This is a genomic window from uncultured Maribacter sp., assembly GCF_947495965.1.
In the GTDB taxonomy this organism is placed as follows: domain Bacteria; phylum Bacteroidota; class Bacteroidia; order Flavobacteriales; family Flavobacteriaceae; genus Maribacter_B.
On record NZ_CANMBB010000001.1, the window covers coordinates 421,615 to 443,798 of the forward strand.

General features: G+C 33.1%; 10 protein-coding genes. All 10 read left to right on the plus strand.

Annotated features, from left to right (window positions below):
- Positions 1–44: 44 nt before the first annotated feature.
- The gene (locus Q0820_RS01865; protein WP_298484562.1) at positions 45–3,455 is read left to right on the plus strand and encodes a VCBS repeat-containing protein; all 3,411 of its coding nucleotides are present in this window, start codon (positions 45–47) and stop codon (positions 3,453–3,455) included.
- 175 nt (positions 3,456–3,630) lie between these two features.
- A complete protein-coding gene (locus tag Q0820_RS01870) occupies positions 3,631–5,289 on the plus strand; it encodes a sodium:solute symporter family protein (RefSeq protein WP_298484564.1) in 1,659 nt (552 codons plus the stop codon).
- Between the two features lie 40 nt (positions 5,290–5,329).
- Complete coding sequence (locus Q0820_RS01875) at positions 5,330–7,609, plus strand: FAD-dependent oxidoreductase (protein WP_298484566.1); 2,280 nt, start codon at positions 5,330–5,332, stop codon at positions 7,607–7,609.
- 40 nt (positions 7,610–7,649) lie between these two features.
- Entirely contained in the window at positions 7,650–9,581 is a 1,932-nt protein-coding gene (locus tag Q0820_RS01880) for a glycoside hydrolase family 97 protein (RefSeq protein ID WP_298484568.1), read from the plus strand.
- A gap of 3 nt (positions 9,582–9,584) precedes the next feature.
- Entirely contained in the window at positions 9,585–10,994 is a 1,410-nt protein-coding gene (locus Q0820_RS01885) for a sulfatase-like hydrolase/transferase (protein ID WP_298484570.1), read from the plus strand.
- 5 nt (positions 10,995–10,999) lie between these two features.
- Positions 11,000–13,507: a glycoside hydrolase family 2 TIM barrel-domain containing protein gene (locus Q0820_RS01890; protein ID WP_298484572.1), complete on the plus strand. Its 2,508-nt coding sequence runs from the start codon at positions 11,000–11,002 to the stop codon at positions 13,505–13,507.
- Positions 13,508–13,509: 2 nt separating this feature from the next.
- Positions 13,510–14,967, plus strand: a complete 1,458-nt coding sequence (locus Q0820_RS01895) for a sulfatase (RefSeq protein WP_298484574.1) — start codon at positions 13,510–13,512, stop codon at positions 14,965–14,967.
- 10 nt (positions 14,968–14,977) lie between these two features.
- Positions 14,978–17,293, plus strand: coding sequence for a discoidin domain-containing protein (locus Q0820_RS01900; protein ID WP_298484576.1), 2,316 nt, complete (start codon positions 14,978–14,980; stop codon positions 17,291–17,293).
- A gap of 2 nt (positions 17,294–17,295) precedes the next feature.
- Positions 17,296–20,361 (plus strand): glycoside hydrolase family 2 TIM barrel-domain containing protein, encoded by a 3,066-nt coding sequence (locus tag Q0820_RS01905; RefSeq protein WP_298484578.1) that lies wholly within the window; start codon positions 17,296–17,298, stop codon positions 20,359–20,361.
- Positions 20,362–20,411: 50 nt separating this feature from the next.
- The gene (locus Q0820_RS01910; RefSeq protein ID WP_298484580.1) at positions 20,412–22,181 is read left to right on the plus strand and encodes a glycoside hydrolase family 2 TIM barrel-domain containing protein; all 1,770 of its coding nucleotides are present in this window, start codon (positions 20,412–20,414) and stop codon (positions 22,179–22,181) included.
- The last annotated feature ends 3 nt before the right edge of the window (positions 22,182–22,184 follow it).

A 22,184-nucleotide genomic window follows, 5' to 3' on the forward strand; every position in this document is an offset into this window, starting at 1 on the left:
CAGCAGGGGACAAAAGTTTGTTCCCTGCTTTTAAAGTTAATAGAATGAGAATACAAAATAACATAAAGTATTACTTAAGCCTTCTTCTTGGGCTTCAATTATTCTCCTGTTCTATATCTGATAAAGAAACGCGCACAGCTACAAACAAAAATGAAAATCAATTATTATTTGAAATAATTCCAGACTCCATTTCTAAAATAAACTTCTCTAATAACCCAAAAGAGAACGCTTTTATGAGCGCCTTAAACTATGATTATATGTATAACGGCGCAGGCGTTTCTGTTGGAGATTTTAATGGAGATTCTTTACCTGACATCTATTTTGTATCTAACCAAGAGGATAATAAATTATATCTAAACAAAGGAGATTTACAATTTGAAGATGTTAGTCATATTTCTAAAACAACTAGTAAAGAAGGTTTTAAAACTGGAAGTACTGTTATTGATATTAATAACGATGGTCTTCTAGATATATACATCTGTAAATCTGGATTATATCAAGACCCTGAAAAAAGAAAAAATGAACTTTATATAAATCAAGGTAATAACCAAAATGGTATTCCCACTTTTATAGAAGAAGCTCATAAATACAAATTAGATTTAGAACACTATTCTACACAAGCATCTTTTTTTGATTATGATAAAGATGGAGACTTAGATATGCTTTTAATTAATCATAATGTAGATTCTAATGTACATTATGATTTTGAATATTATAAAAAAATAAAATCCAACCTTACTAGCGATAGATTATATCAGAACAATAATAACATTTTTACAGATGTCTCCAAAGAAGCTGGCTTATTAAATGATGGTATAGGGTATGGCTTAGGTATTGGTATTGGAGATTTAAATAATGACACTTGGCCAGATGTAATCGTGAGTCAGGATTTTGCTTCTAAAGACCGAATGTACCTCAATCAAAAAAATGGCACATTTAAAGAAATTATCAATACTGCAACAGGACACATTTCTAACTTCTCCATGGGTAATGATATCGCCGATTTTAATAATGATGGTTGGTTAGATTTTATATCTCTGGATATGGTTTCCGAAGATAATTACGGAATAAAAGCAAGCATGAGTGGTATGAACCCAGAAAGATTTAACTCTTTTGTAGAACAAGGGTATCACCATCAATACATGTACAATACACTTCAAATAAACAATGGTATTTCTGCAAACCACAAAATTCCAGTTTTTTCAGATGTTGCTGCAATGGCTGGTGTTGCAAGTACAGATTGGAGTTGGGGCCCTCTCTTTTTTGATATGGATAATGATGGAGACAAAGACTTATTTGTATCTAATGGTATAAAAAGGGACTTTAGAAATGTAGATTACATTCATTACAGAGAGCGTAAAGAAGTAGAATTTCAAGAAAAGACAAAAAATATAGCTAAAAATTTACTTCCTTTTTTTACAGAACAACATAATGCAGACATAATTAAAAACATGCCTCCACGTAAAAAAGACAATTATTTTTACGAAAATCTAGGAGACGCCCAATTTATAAAAAAGAATAACGACTGGACTGTAGAAAAATTAACTGCAACCAATGGGGCATCTTATGCCGATTTAGACAATGACGGAGATTTAGATTTGGTTACTAATAACATGAATGACAAGGCTTTTATTTACAAAAATAACAGCAGAGAACTTGGACTTGGAAATTATCTAAAAATTAAATTAAAAGGACATTTTAAAAACAAAAATGGTATTGGCGCAAGAGTAAGCGTTGTTACAAAAAAAGGAACTCAAGTTTTAGAGCAATATGCTTCTAGAGGTTTCCAGTCTTCTAAAGATTATTCATTACACTTTGGGGTAGGAAAAGAAACTACTATTGATACTCTTAAAGTGGATTGGCCTAACGGCAAATCGCAGCTATTACTAAATATTAAAAATAACCAAACAATAGAATTAAATTATACGAATGCGACAGATATTGCAGAAACCACTCCTAATATAGCTTCCATATTTAAAGACATAACTAACCAAATAAGTCCTAAACATTATACACCCCAAAACATTTTCAACGATTTTAAACGCGAAAGCCTGTTACCCCATAAAATGTCCGAAGAAAGTATTGCGCTTTCTATAGGCGATATTAATAATGACGGTTTAGATGATTTTTTTGTTGGAGGAGCTCTAGGCTTTTCAGGAGTATTATATATACAGAATAAAGAAGGTCAATTTAAAAAAGTTAAGACCAATATTTTTCATAATGACAAAGAATTCGAAGATGTTGATGCTTCTTTTTTCGATGCCGATAATGATGGTGATTTAGATTTGTACGTGGTTAGTGGAGGTAATGAACATAAATCAGGATCCAAATATTACAATGATCGCATTTATGTTAACCGCAATGGTATGTTTTATAAAACACAAAAACCATTTGATAACATCTCCCCTTCTAGCGGTTCTGTAGTAAAGCCCTATGATTTTGATAAAGATGGAAAAATAGACCTTTTCATTGGCGGAAGACAAACTCCAAACAAATACCCTTTTCCCGGCAGTAGTTTCCTTTTAAAAAATGTATCCAAAAAAGATACTATAAAATTTAAAGTAATTACCAATAAAGAACTTCATAAAATTGGAATGGTAACCGATGCTAATTGGGTTAATATAGATACTGATGAAGCAAAAGAATTGGTAATTGTAGGAGAATGGATGCCAATAACCATATTTAAACAAGTAAACGGAGAATTTATTAATTACACTAAAAAAGCAGGCTTAGATAAAAGTTCTGGTTGGTGGAATACCATAAAACCTCTTGATATTGACAAGGATGGACACATAGATTTTGTTGCTGGTAACTTGGGGTTAAATTCTAAATACAAAGCATCCGAAGCAGCACCATTTGAAATATATACCAATGATTTTGATGATTCTGGTTCCTTAGACATAGTCCTAAGTTATCATCAAAATGGAGAGAAATTTCCATTGAGAGGAAGAGAGTGTAGTTCTCAACAAATGCCTTTTATAAAAAAGAAATTCCCTAATTACCACACTTTTGCCTCCGCTAAACTAGAAGAAGTATATTCAACTAAAAAAATGAAAGAAGCACTAACATATAAGGCAAATACTTTTGCTACTAGTTATATAAAAAATAATGGGGATGGCACCTTTAAAGTTGAGAAAACGCCTTTTGCAACGCAGCGTACGTCTACAAAAAAAATATGTCTTTTAGGCAATGATGCGCACAGCACTACAGACCTTCTTTTCTTTGGAAACACTTATGGTTTTGAAGTAGAAACCCCAAGACAAGATGCTGGTTATGGTATTTATTTAAAACAAGAAGAAAATAATCTATTTAAAGCAAAAGAGGCATATGAAAGCGGCTTATATATTTCTGGAGAAGTTGTTAATGCGCAAATTATTTCTTTAGCTAATAACAAAAAGGGAATATTGATTGTAAAGAATAATGATTCCCTACAATTAATTAAAATAAATGATTGAATGCATAATTTATAACAAACCTTTAAACGGTGATTTTTGGTTCTTTTATCGAAAATTCGGAAACGCTTCCGAAAATAACAAGGCTATTCGGAAAGGTTTTCGGTAATATATTTTTCGTTTTAGTATAAAAAAAAGAAAAATAGCTTTTAATTGTATTAATTACACTTATAAAATTATGAATAATATAGACATTGGAGTAATAGTAATTTTTACTTTACTAGTTTTTGTTTGCGGAATGAGTTTCTCTAAATCTGGCAAAAACATGAAATCATTTTTTGCTGCTGGTGGTGCTCTTCCTTGGTGGATGAGTGGTCTATCTTTATTCATGAGTTTCTTTTCCGCAGGAACTTTTGTTGTTTGGGGATCCATTGCTTATTCTAGCGGATGGGTTGCAGTATCGGTGCAATGGACAATGTGTATAGCCGGAGTCATTATAGGCTTTTTTTTAGCGCCTAAATGGCAAAAAACAAAAGCATTAACTGCTGCTGAATATATCACAGACCGTTTTGGAAAATCTACCCAAAAAACATATACCTATCTATTTTTAATTATCTCATTATTTACCACAGGAGCTTTTTTATACCCTGTTGCTAAAATTGTAGAAGTTTCTACAGGTGTTCCAATTTCAACCAGTATTATAATATTGGGAATTCTAATTTTAATTTACACCGCCGTAGGTGGCTTATGGGCTGTAATAGTAACCGATGTGTTACAATTTATTGTATTAACAGCTGCTGTTTTAATAGTACTACCTCTTTCCCTTGATAAAGTTGGTGGTATAGACAACTTTATTACAAATGCCCCTGAGCAGTTTTTTGAATTTACCAATTCAGAATATTCGGGTTTATTTTTAGTAGCTTTTTGTTTCTACAATCTATTTTTTATCGCGGGTAATTGGGCATATGTACAACGCTATACGAGTGTTGCAACACCTAAAGACGCAAAAAAAGTTGGTTGGTTATTTGGTGGACTATACCTAATTAGCCCATTAATATGGATGTTACCTCCTATGATTTATCGTGTATTGAATCCTGAATTGGCAGAGCTAGCAGATGAAGGAGCATACTTATTAATGTGCAAAGAAGTATTACCAATTGGTATGCTTGGGTTAATGTTAGGAGGAATGATATTTGCAACATCTAGTTCTGTAAATACTACTTTAAACATATCGGCAGGAGTACTAACGAATGATATTTATAAAAGTTTGTTTCCTAAAACAAGTAATAGTAAGTTAATGAGAGTTGCTAAAATTGCAACTGTAGTTCTTGGAATACTAACTATAATTGTGGCTTTATTAGTTCCTTATATGGGCGGGATTGTAGAGGTAGTATTAAGCTTAGGTGCTCTAACAGGTGGTGCTATGTTTTTACCTCCCCTTTGGTCATTATTTTCAAAACATCAAACAGGGAAAACTATATTATTTGTAACTATACTATCCCTAATAGTAAACTTTTTCTTTAAATTTTTTGCTCCAGAAATTATTAATGTAACACTGAGTCGTTCTACGGAAATGGCAGTTGGTATGGGTTTACCTATTTTATTAATGGGCTTAATTGAGGTTATACTTATTACTTCAAAAAGTGATACATCTGCCTACTACAATTATGAAAAATTAAGACAATTAAAAATCACCAATAGTAAAGAAGAGGAAGTAAATGATGATGATAAAGACAATAAAAGAGGAACTAAAGTAATTGGTATTGGAGTTGCAGCAACTGGCTTGCTAATATTACTACTCTCTTTTATTGCAGAAAATGGAGTATTCTTAGTTGGGGGTATGGGGTTTACTGTTCTTTTACTTGGAGCATTTATCATACGGAAATCAAGAATATAAATCATTATAAACAAATAAAATACACATAACACATTATTAAATGTTAATACAGAATTTTCAAGAAAAAGTACGTGATAATAAGGAATTAACCCTAAATAGTGATTTTGTTATCATTGGAGGCGGTACTGCAGGCGTATGTGCAGCAATAACCGCTGCAAGAAAAGGAACCAAAACAGTACTCATTCAAGACCGTCCAGTATTAGGTGGTAATGCTTCTTCGGAAGTGCGCCTATGGATTTTAGGTGCTACATCTCATATGGGAAATAACAATAGATGGGCTCGTGAAGGCGGTGTGATGGATGAGATACTAGTAGAAAACATGTACCGAAATAAAGAAGGAAATGCAGTTATTTTTGATACCATTCTTCTTGAAAAGGTAATGTTAGAAAAAAACATTACGCTTCTTTTAAACACTAGTGTTTATGACATTACTAAAAGTAATGACAAAAAAATTGAGTCTGTTGTAGCTTTCTGTTCTCAAAACTCAACAACTTATAAAGTTAGCGCTCCCTTATTTTGTGATGCTTCTGGAGATGGTATTGTTGCTTTTAAAGCAGGCGCATCTTTTAGAATGGGTGCAGAAACTAAAGAAGAATTTGGAGAACTTTTTGCTCCTGACAAAGCTTACGGTGAGCTTTTAGGACATTCTATGTATTTCTATAGTAAAAGAGAAAATACTCCTGTAAAATATACACCTCCTGCATTTGCATTAAAAGATATAAAAGAAATTCCTAGATATAAAGCTATTGGAAAAGATGATAAAGGCTGTAGATTTTGGTGGTTTGAGTATGGAGGAAGAGGAGATACTATACATGATACCGAAGAAATAAAACACGAATTATGGAAAGTAATCTATGGCGTTTGGGATTATATTAAAAACTCTGGCGAGTTTGAAGATGTAGATAACCACACTTTAGAATGGGTTGGTACAATCCCTGGCAAAAGAGAGAGTAGACGTTTTGAAGGTCTATATATGATGAAACAACAAGACGTAATGCACCAACAAGAATTTTATGATGCTATTGCGCATGGTGGTTGGGCAGTAGATTTACATCCTGCGGACGGTATTTATAGTGAACTTTCTGGCTGTACACAATGGCATTCTAAAGGAATTTACCAAATACCATATCGTTCTTTTGTAAGCAAAGACATAGACAACTTACTTTTAGCTGGCAGAATAATAAGTGCTACCCATGTAGCTTTTGGTTCTACTAGAGTAATGGCAACTACAGGACTTTGCGGACAAGCAGTTGGTATGGCAGCCGCAATTTGTAATGAAAAAAATTTAGTGCCTGCTCAAATTTTAGAAGGAGACAAAATTACATACTTACAAAATGAATTAAACAAAATAGGGCAAAGTATACCTAATATTCCTATTCATAAAACAAGTAATTTAGTTACCGAAGCAACAGTAACTGCATCTTCAGAATTAGAAATATCAGAAATACCGTTTAATGGAAAATGGATGCCCTTAACTACAGCTTCTGCGCAGTTATTACCTTTAATAAAAAAAGAAAAATATACTTTTAAAATAAACATTAAAGCGGAAGAAAAAACCTCTTTAATTGCCCAATTAAGAACTTCAGATAAGATAAACAATTATACTCCTGAAATAATTTTAGAAACCCAAGAAATTAACCTTTCCAAAGGAGAACAATTAATAACCATTTCTTTTGATGCTACAATGCCAAATGACCAATATGGTTTTGTAACCTTTTTGGTTAATGAAAAAGTAAGTTTGCCAATTAGTGATGAAAGGTATTCTGGAATTTTATCGGTTTTTAATGGGGTTAACAAGGCGGTATCTAACAATGGTAAGCAAACTCCTCCTGATGGAATTGGGGTAGATACTTTTGAATTTTGGATACCTCATCGTAGACCAGAAGGAAAAAATATAGCTATGGACATTTCACCAGCTATCTCTTCTTTTAAAACAGAAAATATTGGTAACGGTTTTGTAAGACCTTGGGGAGGAGCCAATTCGTGGACTGCAGATTTAAAAGATGTTAATCCAACTTTAAGAGTAGAATGGGATGAAGAAAAAACATTCTCAGAAATAAAATTATTCTTGGATACAGATTATGACCATCCTATGGAATCTACACTGTACGGCCACCCAGAATCTATTATCCCATTTTGTATTCAGAACTATATAATTAAAGATTTAGATGGTGTTGTTATTGCAGAGGTAAAGGATAATCACCAAACTATAAATACTATTACTTTACCAGCAGGGTGTTCTTCTAAAGGTTTTACTATTGAAGCGGCGCATCCTTCTAAAGAAGTACCTGCATCTATTTTTGAAATATTAATTAGCTAATTATTATGGATAAAGACTCAATAAATCAAATACAAAACGTATGGTAACCCGTATAATAAATCTTTTCTTGCTTTGTATTGTAATTAGTTCTTGCGCTAAACAAGAAACAGCTAAAACAATAACTAACAATGCTATTAAAGTAAAAGTTTTTACATTAGATAACAATCAACTTGCGTATACCATTTCAAAAGAGAATAATATTGTTCTAGACACCTCATTACTGGGTATTGTAGTAAACAATAAACCTCTAGGAGCTAACTCCAAAATCGTAAGGGAAGAAAAAACAACAGTTTCTACTTCTTTCCCTTTATTAGGAATAAAAAGTAAAGGAACATATAATGCTGATCAAACAAAATTTACACTTCAAGAAAAAGATGGTTTCACATGGCATTTAGAGTTTAACGTGTCTTCCGAAGGCGTTGCATACAGATACCTAGTTCCTGGAGAAGGCAAACAAACTGTAAACGCAGAATTAACTTCCTTTAAACTACCTAGCAAAACCAAAATATGGTACTTTGAAAGAGATAGCGATTGGAAACTAAAATCACACGCCGGCGAATGGTTATCTGCGGATATCTCTGCTATGCCAACGGTTTCTAAAATGGGACCCATACAAGGACTTACTTTAACTTGCGAATTACCTAATAGTGGATATGCACTTATAGCGGAATCTGCCCTTTTTAATTATAGTGGTCTGCGATTAAAAGCCACTGGAAATAACAGTTTTAAGGCAAACTTTACCGAAGAAGAAACTGGTTTTGCGGTAGAAAATAATATAACATCTGCTTGGCGGTGTATTCTAATAGCTGATGATTTAAACACATTGGCAAACAATACTATGGTTGCAGCTTTAAACCCTGCTCCAGACCCAAACATATTTACGAACACGGGTTGGATAAAACCAGGAAAATCGGTTTGGCACTGGTGGTCTGGAAAATATGTGAATTACAAAGAAGAAATAGAAATGGTGGATGATGCCGAAGCTCTTAATTTTGATTATTCTATGGTAGACGAAGGATGGGAAAGATGGGATAACAAATGGAAACAAGTAAAAGAATTATGCGATTATGCAGCAACCAAAGACGTTAGTATTTTTCTATGGAAACACTCCAAAGAGATAAACTTTCCAGAAGATGAATATGCTGTTATGCGTCATTTTTTAGATAGTGTAAAACAAACTGGAGCCGTTGGTGTAAAAGTAGATTTTATGAATGGCCAGAATAAATCTTTAATTGCTTTTGACGAAGCTCTTTTAAAGAACGCTGCAAAACGTCAACTAATGGTTAATTTTCATGGCTGTCAACAAAGTTCGGGGGAATATAGAACGTACCCTAACGAAGTAACTCGTGAAGGGATTCGTGGTTTAGAAGTAAATCATATGAAAGAAGGCCCATTACCTGCAACACACAACGCAGCTTTACCATTTACTAGATACGTAACTGGCCATGCGGATTATACCCCAATAGGTTTTACAGAGCCTGGAGAAACTACATGGGCTCACCAATTAGGAACTTTAGTTACTTTTTATTCCCCGTTTAATTGTATTGCCGAAAACACGCAGTTTTTATTAACAAACAAATCAGTTCAACCAGCGCTAGATTTTATTAAAGAAGTGCCTTCCGTTTGGGATGAAACTTTTGTTTTACCAGAAAGTGAAATTGGAGAACTAGCTGCTATTGCAAGAAGAAACAAGGAAGATTGGTATGTTGGTGTATTACACGCCCGAAACCAAGAGAAATTAATAATTGACTGTACTTTTTTAGGGGATGGGGAATACACAGCATCCATTTTTACGGATGATATGGAAACCGAAAGAATAAATCTAGAAGGCTTTAATAAAGAAGCAAATTTAAGACAATGGAATACTGCTATTCCTTTTAAAAAGGAAGTAAAGTCTGTAAACAAGAACTCCAAAATCACTATTACATTAGCTTCTAAAGGTGGAGCTGCAATTCAATTTAAAAGAAACTAGATTATGAAAAAATCATACATCTACATATTATCTTTAATCTTAATTTCCCTGCAATCCTGTGAAGAAAAGTCTAAAAAAACACTTAATTCAAAAGAAACAAAAATCAATGAAACCATAAAAAAACCAAACATACTTTTCTTACTTGCAGACGATTTAGGTTATGGAGAACTAGGTTCCTATGGTCAAAAAATATTAGAAACACCTGTTTTAGACAGTCTTGCAGGAGAAGGAATGCGGTTTACAAATTTCTATGCAGGTAGTGCCGTATGTGCTGCATCAAGAGCAGTATTAATGACTGGTAAAAAATCTTCCACAAACACTATTAGAGCCAATAAAGGATATTACCCAGATGGTACTTCTAGGCGAGTACCTCTAAAAAAACAAGATACTACGCTTGCAGAAATGTTAGCAGATAACGGCTACCAAACCGCATTTATAGGAAAATGGCATTTAGGGCTTCCAGACGATATTAGTTCTTGGGCACATGGAAGAGGGTTTCAATATGCAGTACAAGAGCAATGGAGTTCTAAATATGATAAAAGTAATTATGATGGTCCTATGGAATACATTAATGGAATACAAGACTCCATAAATTTTGATTATACAAAATGGGATAGTCATGACGATTATAGAACTCATTTAGCATTAGACTATCTAGACAATCAGTACACCAAAGAAAAACCACTGTTTTTATTCATGTCCTACCGCGCTCCGCATGGACACGAGAAAGTTATAGGCAACAAAACCTTATACATGAATAAAGATTGGCCTGCTGCTGAGCGCCTGCATGCCGCCAAGATTAATTTATTAGACAAACAAGTGGGGCGTTTACTTAAAAAATTAGATGCTATGGGCGAGCTAGAAAATACTCTAGTAGTCTTTACAAGCGACAATGGCCCTCATCATGAAGGCGAAGGTCATGACCATGAATATTTTAATAGTAATGGCGCTCTAAAAGGGTTCAAAAGAGATTTTTACGAAGGTGGTATTAGAGTACCTATGCTTGCATATTGGAAAGGAAAGATTAAAAGTGGTGTTTCTAGCAATTTAGTTGCTGGCTTTCAAGATTTTATGCCCACACTTGCAGAAGTTGCAGGTATTAAGACTCCAACACAATCTAACGGAATCTCCATTCTTCCTGTATTATTAAATAACAGCACAAAAATTAATAGAGAATACCTAAACTGGGAGACTAGTGAAAAAGGATTTAGACAAGCCGTTCGTATAGGTAATTTAAAAGGTGTGCGTTATGGTGTTAATTCTCCAATAGAGCTATATGACATGAATACTGATATTTCTGAAACCATAGATTTAGTTTCAGACTATCCAGAACTAATTCCAAGAATTGATTCAATTTTCAGGGAGGATCGCACACAGAATAAGTATTACCCTTATGGAGGAAAAAAGAAATAGAAAAAATGAAAAGAAAATATTTTTACATATTCGTTTTTATCTCTCTTTCTGTTTTTGGGCAAAAAGCACCAGATAAAAACCGCGTATTACTAAATGGTAATTGGTCTTTTGCAGATTCTACCGCATACAAAACTAATACTTGGGATGTTCTTCCTGTTCCTGCTAGCTGGAACACCTTTACAGCCTATGCAGATTATGTTGGAGATGCTTGGTATAAAAAAACAGTATCTATTCCTAAAGATTGGAACAACAAAAAGATTTATCTAAAATTTGATGCCGTTTATGATATTGCCGATGTTTGGTATAATGGGATTTATTTAGGGCAACATACTGGTGGGTATACTCCATTTGAATTTGATATAACAACCTTCGCTAAACCAGGAGAGAAAGGAGAATTAAAAGTTAAAGTAAATAATGAACATGTAGTTGGTGCATGGTTTCAATGGGGCGGAATTAATAGAGATGTATCACTTTTTGCTAAAGAAGAGGTTCGCATACTAAGACAAAAAATAGAACCTGTTTTAGATTTGGTTACAGGAACATCTCAAATAAAACTGATAGTAACTGTTGAGAATAAATCGGACACCAATAAGCATATTAATCTAAATGGAGTTATTCGAGAATTAAATGAAGTAGGTTTCATTTTTGATGGAATAATAAAAGCAAATGAAACGACTAAATTTAGTCAAACCATAACTTTAAACTCCACACAAACAAAACCCTGGCATTTTGACGACCCGCAATTATACAATCTAAAAACAACTTTAAGTATTGGTAAAAAAACTTTTGATGTTGTAAAAGATAGATTTGGAATTAGAAAAATAGATATAAAACCAGAAGGTTTTTTCTTAAATGGAGAAAAAGTAAGGCTAATGGGTTATAATCGCGTGCACGACCATAGAGCCTATGGTAATACAGAACCAACACATTTAATTCGTTCAGATATTGATATGATGAAACGTTCTGGAGCTAATTTCTCTAGATTAATGCATGCTCCAAGTGCTCCTGAGTTACTAGACTATGCAGATGAACGTGGTTTATTATTATGGGCTGAAATTCCTATGTGGCAAACGGTCTACAGAACACCTATGGATTCTGAAAATGATGCTAAAAATGCTCCAAAGAATTTTCCTGGAATTACTATAAGAGAAATGATAGAAAGAGACTGGAACCATCCATCTATAGTTGGTTGGTCTCCAGGAAATGAACTAAGAGGAGAAGCTAGCAAGTATGTAACGGCTATGCGTCCTTTCGTAAAAAAGTTAGACCCTTCTAGGTTCTATGCAAACATTCACGACCAAGGCTTCCAAAAAACATCGCAAGGAGGTTTTAAAGGATTAGAATCCAATAGTGTAGATATTATTTTTATGAATAAATATAGAGATGATAGCACCAAAATAAAAGCAGTACTAGCACAACATAAATCCATTCCTAATTTACCCATTTTTTATAGCGAATATGGAGAAACAAGAAGTGAATCATTAAATCACACACAAGATTACACCAAACTCTGGGAACGCTTAGGAAAAGAGTCCTATGTAATTGGTGGTTCGCATTGGACATTTAATGATTATCGAAGTTATTGGCATAAAAGTAATCCTGCTAGTCAAAATAGAGATTGGGGTATTGTGGATGTTTGGAGGAACCCAAAGAAATTCTATTTCCAAATGTCTAGAATGCATTGGCCTGTACATAATATAACAGCCAATATAAAAGCTAAAAGTGCTATTATAACTATACAACCAAGAAAAGCTACGGAAATTCCTTCTTTTACACTAAACAACTATACTTGGGTGTATGAACTTAGAGATGCAAACAATAGTACTTTAGAAGGAAATATTTATTCTCTTAAAAAAACAATCCCAGGAGATGCCGCTATTAGTAAAAATATTACATGGAGTGTAGATGCTAAAACCTTAGCTATCTCCTTAATTTCTAATAATGGATATACTGTAGCCCAAACCAAATTTTTAATTGCAGACGGAAAACGCACTCCTCTCCCAACCTACCCTGAAGCTAAAAACCCAGAAGTACGTAAAGTACTGCCTTTAGATTCTAGTTTTATGGTTGGTGTTACAAGTTTAGAAGGAGATACTGGTATTGAGGTACAATACGGATTAAAAAGCGGAAACTATAACAAAATAATTTCTGCTCCAGTTATGGGAGCTATTCGCATTAGAAATGTAAAAAACGGCAAGCTTTATTACGGAAAAGTAAGAAGACTTCTTGCTTCTGGTAAAAGTCCTTGGTCTAGCGAATTTACTGTTATACCAGATGGTGGTTTAGTACCTAAACCACCTAAAGTATTAGGAATTATAAAAAGTCCTACCAATTTAGCAGTTAGATTAGAAAGTAATGAAAAAACAACCGGATACCAAATAACACTTGAAAACGGAAATAAAATAAAGCTGTCTTATGTAAATCCAGGCATATTGCTATTACCAAGAAACACAAAAAGTATAGCAGTAATTAATGCTAATGGAATTTCAGAAGAAACAAACCTTAATAATTAAAAATGAAAATATTTAAAAAAGCCTTGCTAGGCCTTGCCATCCTCCTTACATTAAATTGTACTACAGCACAGAAAAGTGCAGTAAAGGAAACTTCTGAACGCCCAAATATTATTTGGATAATGTTAGAAGATTGGAGTCCAGATTTAAGTTGTTACGGCACAAAGGGAATAGAAACACCAGTTACAGATAAACTTACTTCTCAAGGTGTAAAATATACCAATGCCTTTTGTACTGCTCCAGTTTGTTCTGCTTCTAGATCTGCAATGATGACAGGCTTTCATCAAGATTATATAGGAGGAGAAGAACACCGATTAAAAAAAGAAGAAAAAAAACCACTTCCATACGGTATTAAACCTATGCCACTTTTACTTAAAGAAGCTGGTTATTATACCGCATTAATGGCTTCCAACAAAACTGATTGCAACTTTGATGCAGACATGGGGTTTATGGGGAAGGATTGGAAAAATAAAGAAAAAGACCAACCTTTCTTTGCGCAAATTACACTTCAGGGAACACATAGGCAATGGGAAAGAGACCCTATTAACCCCATAGACCCAAAGAATGTAGAACTTCCTCCATATTACGTAGATACTCCTTTTGCGAGAAGAGATTGGGCCAATGGTTTAGAGCAAATGCAAATTTGCGATAGAGAAATTGGTGTTCTTTTAGACCGCTTAGATAAAGAAAAACTAACTGATAATACCCTTGTGTTTTTAATAGGTGATAACGGAAGGTGTCATATAAGAGGAAAACAATTTTTGTATGACCCAGGATTACAAGTCCCATTAATTATAAAATGGCCTGGCAAAGTAAAACCAAATCAGGTAAACGAAAACTTAGTACAGACTATAGATATTACGGCAACTATATTAGAAGTTGCTGGGGTTACACCACCACAAGAATTACAAGGCAAAAACTTATTTAAAGAAGAAGCTAATAACAGAGCATACATTTTTGCTGCTCGTAGTCGTATGGGTTCTACACATGATGCCATGCGAACAATTAGATCTAAAAAGTATAAGCTAATTCATAACCTAATGCCAGAAAGGGCATGGCTACAATATAGTGGTTATAAAGAAGATATGTATCCTATGCTTGCTGAAATGAATATACTTAACATGGAAGGAAAACTAAATGATATACAAGCCAAATTCTTTGCTCCAACAAAACCAGAATTTGAATTGTATGATATTATTAATGACCCATATGAAGTTAACAACCTTGCTATGGATATTAATTATGCAGGTATAAAAGATACTATGCTAGCAGAACTATATAGTTGGAGAAAAGAAATAAAAGACAAAGGTGTTTCTAAAGAATTTAGAATGGGAGGAACTTCTTCCAAATACCCCACGCGAACTTTAGAAGAGTGGAAAGTCCGTTATGAAAAATGGAAACCTTGGGTTAATAGAAAACCCAATGAAAAAATAGAGCATCCTTTTGTAAAAAAACACTATTAAAATCATGTTTATGCCTTGTAGAAAAACAATACGTTTTAATTTCCTAAATGTAATTTTAGGCCTTCTTTTATTCGGGTCTATTTTTACAACAAATGGGCAGAACAATCTTGCTACTACAGGTACTGCAACATCTAACAACACTATAGATAAAACAAATGAAAAATTTGTAAACGATGGTGATTTAGAAACTGGCTGGGTAAGTGATTCTCAAAGTATTGAAAAATGGGTAAGTGTTGAACTTCCCGGAAATACCGAAGTCACTAAAATTGATATTCAGATAGATTACAACCCAAACGTTCCTCCAAAATCTTATGCCTTACAAACCTATATGAATGGGCGTTGGCGTGAATTTGAAAAAAAAGATTTCAAAAATAATGAGTCAATAAGTGTTACGCTAAAAAAGCCAATGCTTACAGACCAAATACGTTTTTCCATACATTCTACAGACCAAGTAGTTGTTACAGAATTTGAAATATATGGTATCGCCTATAAAGCCGATTTAACGCAATTAAAGGAAATTTTAATAAACCAAAGCGGATATAATTTAGGGCAGCCAAAAAGATTTACAGTTCCAAAAGTTGCTAATAATGTGGCTTTCTTTATTAAAAACCTTACTACGCAAAAAGTAGTTTTTAAGGGGACAGTTAATAATAACATTGGTGATTTTACAAACTTTAATCCTGAAACTAAAGATGAATTTATAATTACCATTAATGACTTTGAATCGTACCCTTTTAGAATTGGTCCATATTGGTTAGAGCGTGTATCTTACCAAAATGCCATTGATTTTATGACTGGTGCAAGACATTATGTTGGTACTACTAAAAAAATCAGCAAACTATCTTGGGCTTGGAGAGATGGCGATTTTTTTAATTGGGCATTGCAAGGTTTAATTGCACAATATTTATCAAACCCAGAGGCATATAAAAGTTTAGAAAAGAGAATTAAATATGTAGACAATTCTTCTTACCCAAAGGAATACAAAGGATTTTGGGGAGCTTTAAAACCATATAAAAAAGATGCTCCAGACATTGTAAAACTAATCCACTGGGATGTAGATGTTAAGATATCTCAAGCATTAGAGCACGAACATCAAAAAGCAGAATTAGCACATTTCTTGTATGCTTATCCGTATTTAAAAGAATGGCTACCTCAACAGAATTTTGATGTAGTTTACAATTATCTTATTAATGGTTGGGAAAAAGAAAAGGTAAGAGAAACCTCAACAACCAAGTATGACAAAAGTGAAAATCATAATCTTTTGGCTTTAAAAACCAAAATGGGAACCAACAAAGGTGAGCTACCTCCTGCCCACTCTATTATTCCTAACCTAATGATGTATGAAGTTGTTAAAACTAAAGAACCTAAAAAAGCGCAAAAGTACTTCGATGCAGCCTTTTCTCAGATGAAATGGATGATTGCCAACTTAGATTGGAAAGACCCTATAACCACAAAAGGGCAACGCATGTCGGAACATATTACTATGCGTGCTTTTGCATATTTCTACCACCAATACCCAGACAAAGCTCCAAAAGGACTTGAAAATAAAATAACACAATGGGCAGAAGTAATGCTTAGTCGCTCTAACAACATGTGGGACTTTAGAAAATATACAAACGATAAAGAATGGGCTCCTATTGGTTGGAACGAGACAGGTAATATTTTAGGATTCCCTGCTGCTGCTTTAGCTGCAAAAAGTGTTATTAAAGATTCCATACTAAAAGAGAAATTAAATATACTTGCTTGGTCACATATAGATAACGCTTTTGGAAGAAATCCTACTGGAAGGCATTTTTCTTTTGATGGTCCTAAAGAAATAGAAGGTGTAGATTTAGGTTGGTATAATGCTCATGAAGGAGGCATAGGTTTACTAGCTCCTGTACCATTTGTTTTCGATGGTTCTCCAAAAGCCGAGCACTACCCCAATCATCCAGAATTGGGAAATATAGGCTGGACAGAAGGATGGGTACAATTTAACACCGCTTTTAATACTAGTCTTGCCTATTTAGCTAATGACAATACGGAAATACAATTTATTAAAGAAGAAAATAATACAGTTAAATTACGATTACAAGCACCAATCAATTTTAAAGAAGATACAAGAATAAATATTCCTTTAAAATTAAAAACCTCTACCGGACAAGAGGTTATAGTAAACTGTACACCAGAAGGGCCTTTCTCTAAATATGTATCTGCAACAATTGTAGTAAAGAAAAATAAAATTATATACCAAAATCAAATTATAAAAATCAAAAAAGGAGACTTTTTAACGGCTAGTTACGGTTTGGGATATTTTAAAAAAGAAGCTAAATTTTTAGTACACTAATTATGAATATAGAAAATTACATGAAGCAGTTTTACATCAAAAAAACATGTTTTTTAAACTTAATTTTTGTACTTCTAATTGTAGTTAGTTGTACTTCTCAGAAATCTAAAGAAAACCAAAATAAAAGTATTATTTCTTTAAGTGGAACTTGGAAATATAATACCATTTATGGTATGGGTTCTAACCCTTTAAATATCCAAATACAGCAATCTGACATTATTATTGATAATAGCAATAAAGAAAGTCTTGAAATAAAAGGAAAATGGAAAATAAAAAAAATTGGAGGAAGAGGTTCTGTTTTTCATGGAACTGATTATTTAACACATAATTTTAAGGAAAATGAATCTACTACTAATTATGTTCGTTTTAAACCAAACATTAGTAAAACAGGATATTATGAGGCTTTAATCATGTATCCTTTTGCATCGCATTTAACCACTCAAATAAACATAAATAATGCTGAAGGAAGAATGCCAAAATACGTAAGCCAAAGAACAAACTGCGGGCAATGGATAAGTTTAGGCATATATAAGTTTAATGCAGAAGATGATAATTATGTTGAAGTTACAGCAATTACAGATGGAGAAGTAGCTGCAGATGCTGTACTATTTAGACCAATTCCTGAAGATGAGTTTTTAGAAGCTAAAAAACAACCAGAACAGGTGTTCTTACCAGAATATGACGATTCAGACTGGAATAATTTAAAAGTACCAGGGCACTGGGGAATGCTAAACTCTTATTCTAACTACAATGGATTAGGATGGTATAGAAAAGAATTTAAGTTACCAGAAAATTGGACTGTAAATGCTAATGAAAAAATTAGATTAAAATTTGATGGTGTTTATCACGTGGCCAAAGTTTATTTAAATGGCATTTTTATTGGTAAACATAGAGGTGGTTTTACGCCTTTTGAATTTGAAGTTGAACAATATTTAAATTCTAAAGAATTGAACGTACTAGCTTTAGAAGTAGATAATAGTAATGCCGTTGGTGCAACATGGAACTGGGGAGGAATTATTAGAGATGTGTATTTAGTTAAGAACTCTCTGGCAAGAATTAACAACCAATACATACATGCAACACCAAATTTAGAAAAAGGAACTGCAACTTTAAAGTTGAAAGTGAAAGTTGAAAATAACTCAGATAAGGCCAAAAGTATTTCCATAAAATCTATCATTTCAAAAGATAAAAAAATTACTGAATTAGTTAAAACTGTTGAAGTACCAGCTAATAAAATTTCAGAGGTCGTTTTACAAGAAAAATTAGAGGCTAAAGATGTTACATTATGGCATTTTGATACACCTGAATTATACCATTTAGAAACTACCATTTCTGAAAACAAAACAGTAATAGATACTAAGAATAATGATTTTGGAATTAGAAAAGTTGAAGTAACAGCTTCAAAACTGTTATTAAATGGAGAACCTGTTCGCTTAGGAGGTTTTAATAGAGTAAGTGAACATCGTTATTACGGGTCTTCAGAACCTTTAGAGGTATTAGAAAAAGATGTTGATTTAATGAAAGAAGCAGGTGCTAATTTTATGAGAATTATGCACGGTACTCAAAATGAAAAACTCATTGAATTATGCGATAAAAAAGGAATACTGCTCTTTGAGGAAGCAAATATTAGAGACTTAACCAACCCTGAATTTACAGCTCCAGAATATCCATTAGCAAAACATTGGCTAAAAGGTATGGTAGAACGCGATTGGAATCATCCAAGTATAATTGGTTGGAGTGTTGGGAACGAGCTTTCTAATCATTATGAATATGCAAAAACAACTATGAATTTTGTTCGCGAATTAGACCCTAATAGATTAGTAACTTGTGTAAGTAATAGTGGCCAAAAAAGTTTCTCAAACCGAGAAACAGACCCTAATACTGAAGTAGACATTATAATGCATAATATGTACAGATGGCAAGGAGAACCCCAAGAAATCATTGACAAATTAAGAAGTGAATGGCCTGAGAAACCAATCTTTATTTCTGAATATGGATTTGACCCTTACCCAACAACATCTTTAGATGGTGACCAACAAATTTTTACAGATTGGAATGAACACTGGCGTGGAAAAAATGAATTTGTTATAGGTGGCTCATTATGGACTTTTAATGATTATAGAAGTGGCTATGCAGCAACTTCCCAAGAAGAAAATAGGGTTTGGGGATTAATAAATGTATGGCGACAGAAAAGAAGAATGTTTAGTAGAGTAGCTAAAGAATTTAGTCCTATTAAAGATATTGAAGTTAAAGACCTAAATCTTTCTAAAAACAAAGCCAAAGTAATTATTCCTATAAGAGGACTAGATGATTATCCAAGTTATGGTTTAAACAACTACAAATTAGAATGGGACTTTAGAGATATAGAAGGAAAAGTAGTTGAAGAAAAGTCTCTAGAATTACCTTCTATAAAACCAGAAGATAAAACTTGGAAAGGTGAAATTACTTGGAATACTTTACCAAAAAAACTACTGGATTTAAGAATTAGATTAATTAGTGCAACTGGTTATGTTAGGTATGAAAAAGTAGTTCCATTTACCACTCCAAAATCTCCTAAAATTTCGGGTGCTAATTTAGGAGATAAATCTGCAAGAGTCTTCTTTGAAAAAGTACCAGGTGCAACAGAATATTTGGTTCGTTACAAAAATGACAAAGGAGAAATTATTGAGTCATTTAAAACTATTACAAATGCTATTGAAGTTGAGAGTTTAACCAACAACAAAGAATACACTTTTAGTGTAGTTGCTATGAACAAAAAGGGAGAAAGTACCCCAGCTAATAGCATAAAAATTACACCAAATGGCAAATTACTACCTCCAAAAATTTGGGACACCTTTATAAAAGACAACAAAGTTATAATTGGTTACACAAGTGAGTTTGGAGATACTTTTTACAACATAAAATACGGAACGTCAAAAGAAAACTTAGATAAAGTCTTTAAAACTAACGTAAGAGGAATGATGACGATTGATATTGAACATGAAAACACTATGTATTTCAAAATACAAAGAGAAAATAATAATGAAAAAAGTAACTGGTCCTTAGTACTAAAAGCCGAAAAGTTATAACCTATACTATTTAAAAAAATAACAATTAGTCTAACATTACACTTGCAAAAATGATACTATTAAGAAAACTAGCTTTTGTTTTAATCGCATGCGCATTTGCCAATTGCACCTCATCTAACAAAAAAAATAATTTTAACTCTATTCAGGAAACGCAATCCTTATCAGGAGATTGGGCTTTTCTTGCCTCAAATGAAATATCTGAAGAAGAAATTTTAAAAGAAAACTATTCTAATTGGGATACCTTACAAGTTCCAGGGAATTGGGATACTCAAAAAAAATATTCCGAATATGTGGGGAAAGGATATTACCAGAAAACATTTACTATTCCTAAAAATTGGAAAGAAAAACAAATAAGGTTAAAGTTTAATGCAGTTTATGAAACCTCTAAAGTTTGGCTAAATGGCGAATTATTAGGAGAACATATTGGCGGTTACACCCCATTTGAATTTAATATTTCTAAGAAAATAAATTTAGATGCCCCAAACTCAATAGTTGTGATGGCTAATAACACCTATAAACGTGGTGCCTGGTGGGCATGGGGAGGTATTAGTAGAGATGTATCATTAATAGCAAATAATGATGTAAGAATTGTTTACCAACACATTACTTCCGAACCTGATTTTAATAACCAAATAGTAAATTTTACTATTAAATATAAGATTGAAAACAATGGAAATACAGTAGCAACTGCAAGTATTCTTTCAGAAATAGGAGATATTCATAAAGATTCTATAAAAATAAATGTTGCAAAAGAAACAACTGCAGTTTCATATATAAAGTTTAAAAAACCACTTAAAGAAGTAAAACTTTGGGATTTTAATAACCCCAATCTTTATAACTTAAAAAGCTCTGTTTTAATTAATAAGGATATTGTTGCCACTGCAACAGATAAATTTGGCATAAGAAAATTTGAAGTTAAAGGCGAACAATTCTATTTAAATAATGAAGCTGTTCGTATGAACGGAATAAACCGAGTACATGACCATCCAAATTATGGAAATACAGAACCAGACCATTTAGTTCTACAAGACATGCTAGACATAAAGTCTTTAGGATGCAATTTCTCTAGATTAATGCATGCGCCTCTTTCCAAAAATTTACTTAAAGTGTGTGATAGTATAGGCTTTTTATTAGTAGAAGAAATTCCTGTTTGGGGAGATGATGACCCACAATCCTACCCAAACAATCCACTAACCAAAAAATGGATGAAAGACATGATAGAAAGAGATTACAACCATCCATCTGTAGTAGCATGGAGCGTTGGTAATGAGTTACGAGAAAATGATTCCATTGCAGCAACATGGCCAGAAAAAAAGATGACCAAAAACCAGTATGAATATGCAAATTCCATGTTAGATTATGTTAAGGAATTAGACCCTTCAAGATTAAAAACATATGTTACAATAACATCATACCGAAAAGGAGAAGTAGGAAGTGAGCCATATGAAAAAGTAGACTTTATTTCTATGAACACCTATGGTAAAGCAGTAGAACTTGCTAAAAAAACGCATGAAAAATTTCCTGGAAAGCCAATTTTTATTTCCGAAATAGGAAAAGGACAAATTGGTCCAGCTCCTGAAGGAAAACTAACAGATGAATTAGTTGCATATCTTAAAGAATTAAAACAATATCCATGGATTACTGGTGTATCTCTTTGGAGTTATAATGATTACAGAAGTAATTATCGTGGAACCCCAGAGTCTGGTTTTAGAGAGTGGGGTATTGTAGATGAGAAACGTAATAAAAAAGAAGCCTATAAGCAGCTAAAAGAAGTATATGATTATTGGCTCACGAAACCTTTACCTCATTCAAAACACTAATAA

Bases quoted from the DNA above. Each gene is read 5' to 3' on its own strand.
- Q0820_RS01875 (WP_298484566.1), top strand. From the start codon at position 5,330: ATGTTAATACAGAATTTTCAAGAAAAAGTACGTGATAATAAGGAATTA.
- Q0820_RS01900 (WP_298484576.1), top strand. From the start codon at position 14,978: ATGCCTTGTAGAAAAACAATACGTTTTAATTTCCTAAATGTAATTTTA.
- Q0820_RS01895 (WP_298484574.1), top strand. From the start codon at position 13,510: ATGAAAATATTTAAAAAAGCCTTGCTAGGCCTTGCCATCCTCCTTACA.
- Q0820_RS01885 (WP_298484570.1), top strand. From the start codon at position 9,585: ATGAAAAAATCATACATCTACATATTATCTTTAATCTTAATTTCCCTG.
- Q0820_RS01865 (WP_298484562.1), top strand. From the start codon at position 45: ATGAGAATACAAAATAACATAAAGTATTACTTAAGCCTTCTTCTTGGG.
- Q0820_RS01880 (WP_298484568.1), top strand. From the start codon at position 7,650: ATGGTAACCCGTATAATAAATCTTTTCTTGCTTTGTATTGTAATTAGT.
- Q0820_RS01890 (WP_298484572.1), top strand. From the start codon at position 11,000: ATGAAAAGAAAATATTTTTACATATTCGTTTTTATCTCTCTTTCTGTT.
- Q0820_RS01870 (WP_298484564.1), top strand. From the start codon at position 3,631: ATGAATAATATAGACATTGGAGTAATAGTAATTTTTACTTTACTAGTT.
- Q0820_RS01905 (WP_298484578.1), top strand. From the start codon at position 17,296: ATGAATATAGAAAATTACATGAAGCAGTTTTACATCAAAAAAACATGT.
- Q0820_RS01910 (WP_298484580.1), top strand. From the start codon at position 20,412: ATGATACTATTAAGAAAACTAGCTTTTGTTTTAATCGCATGCGCATTT.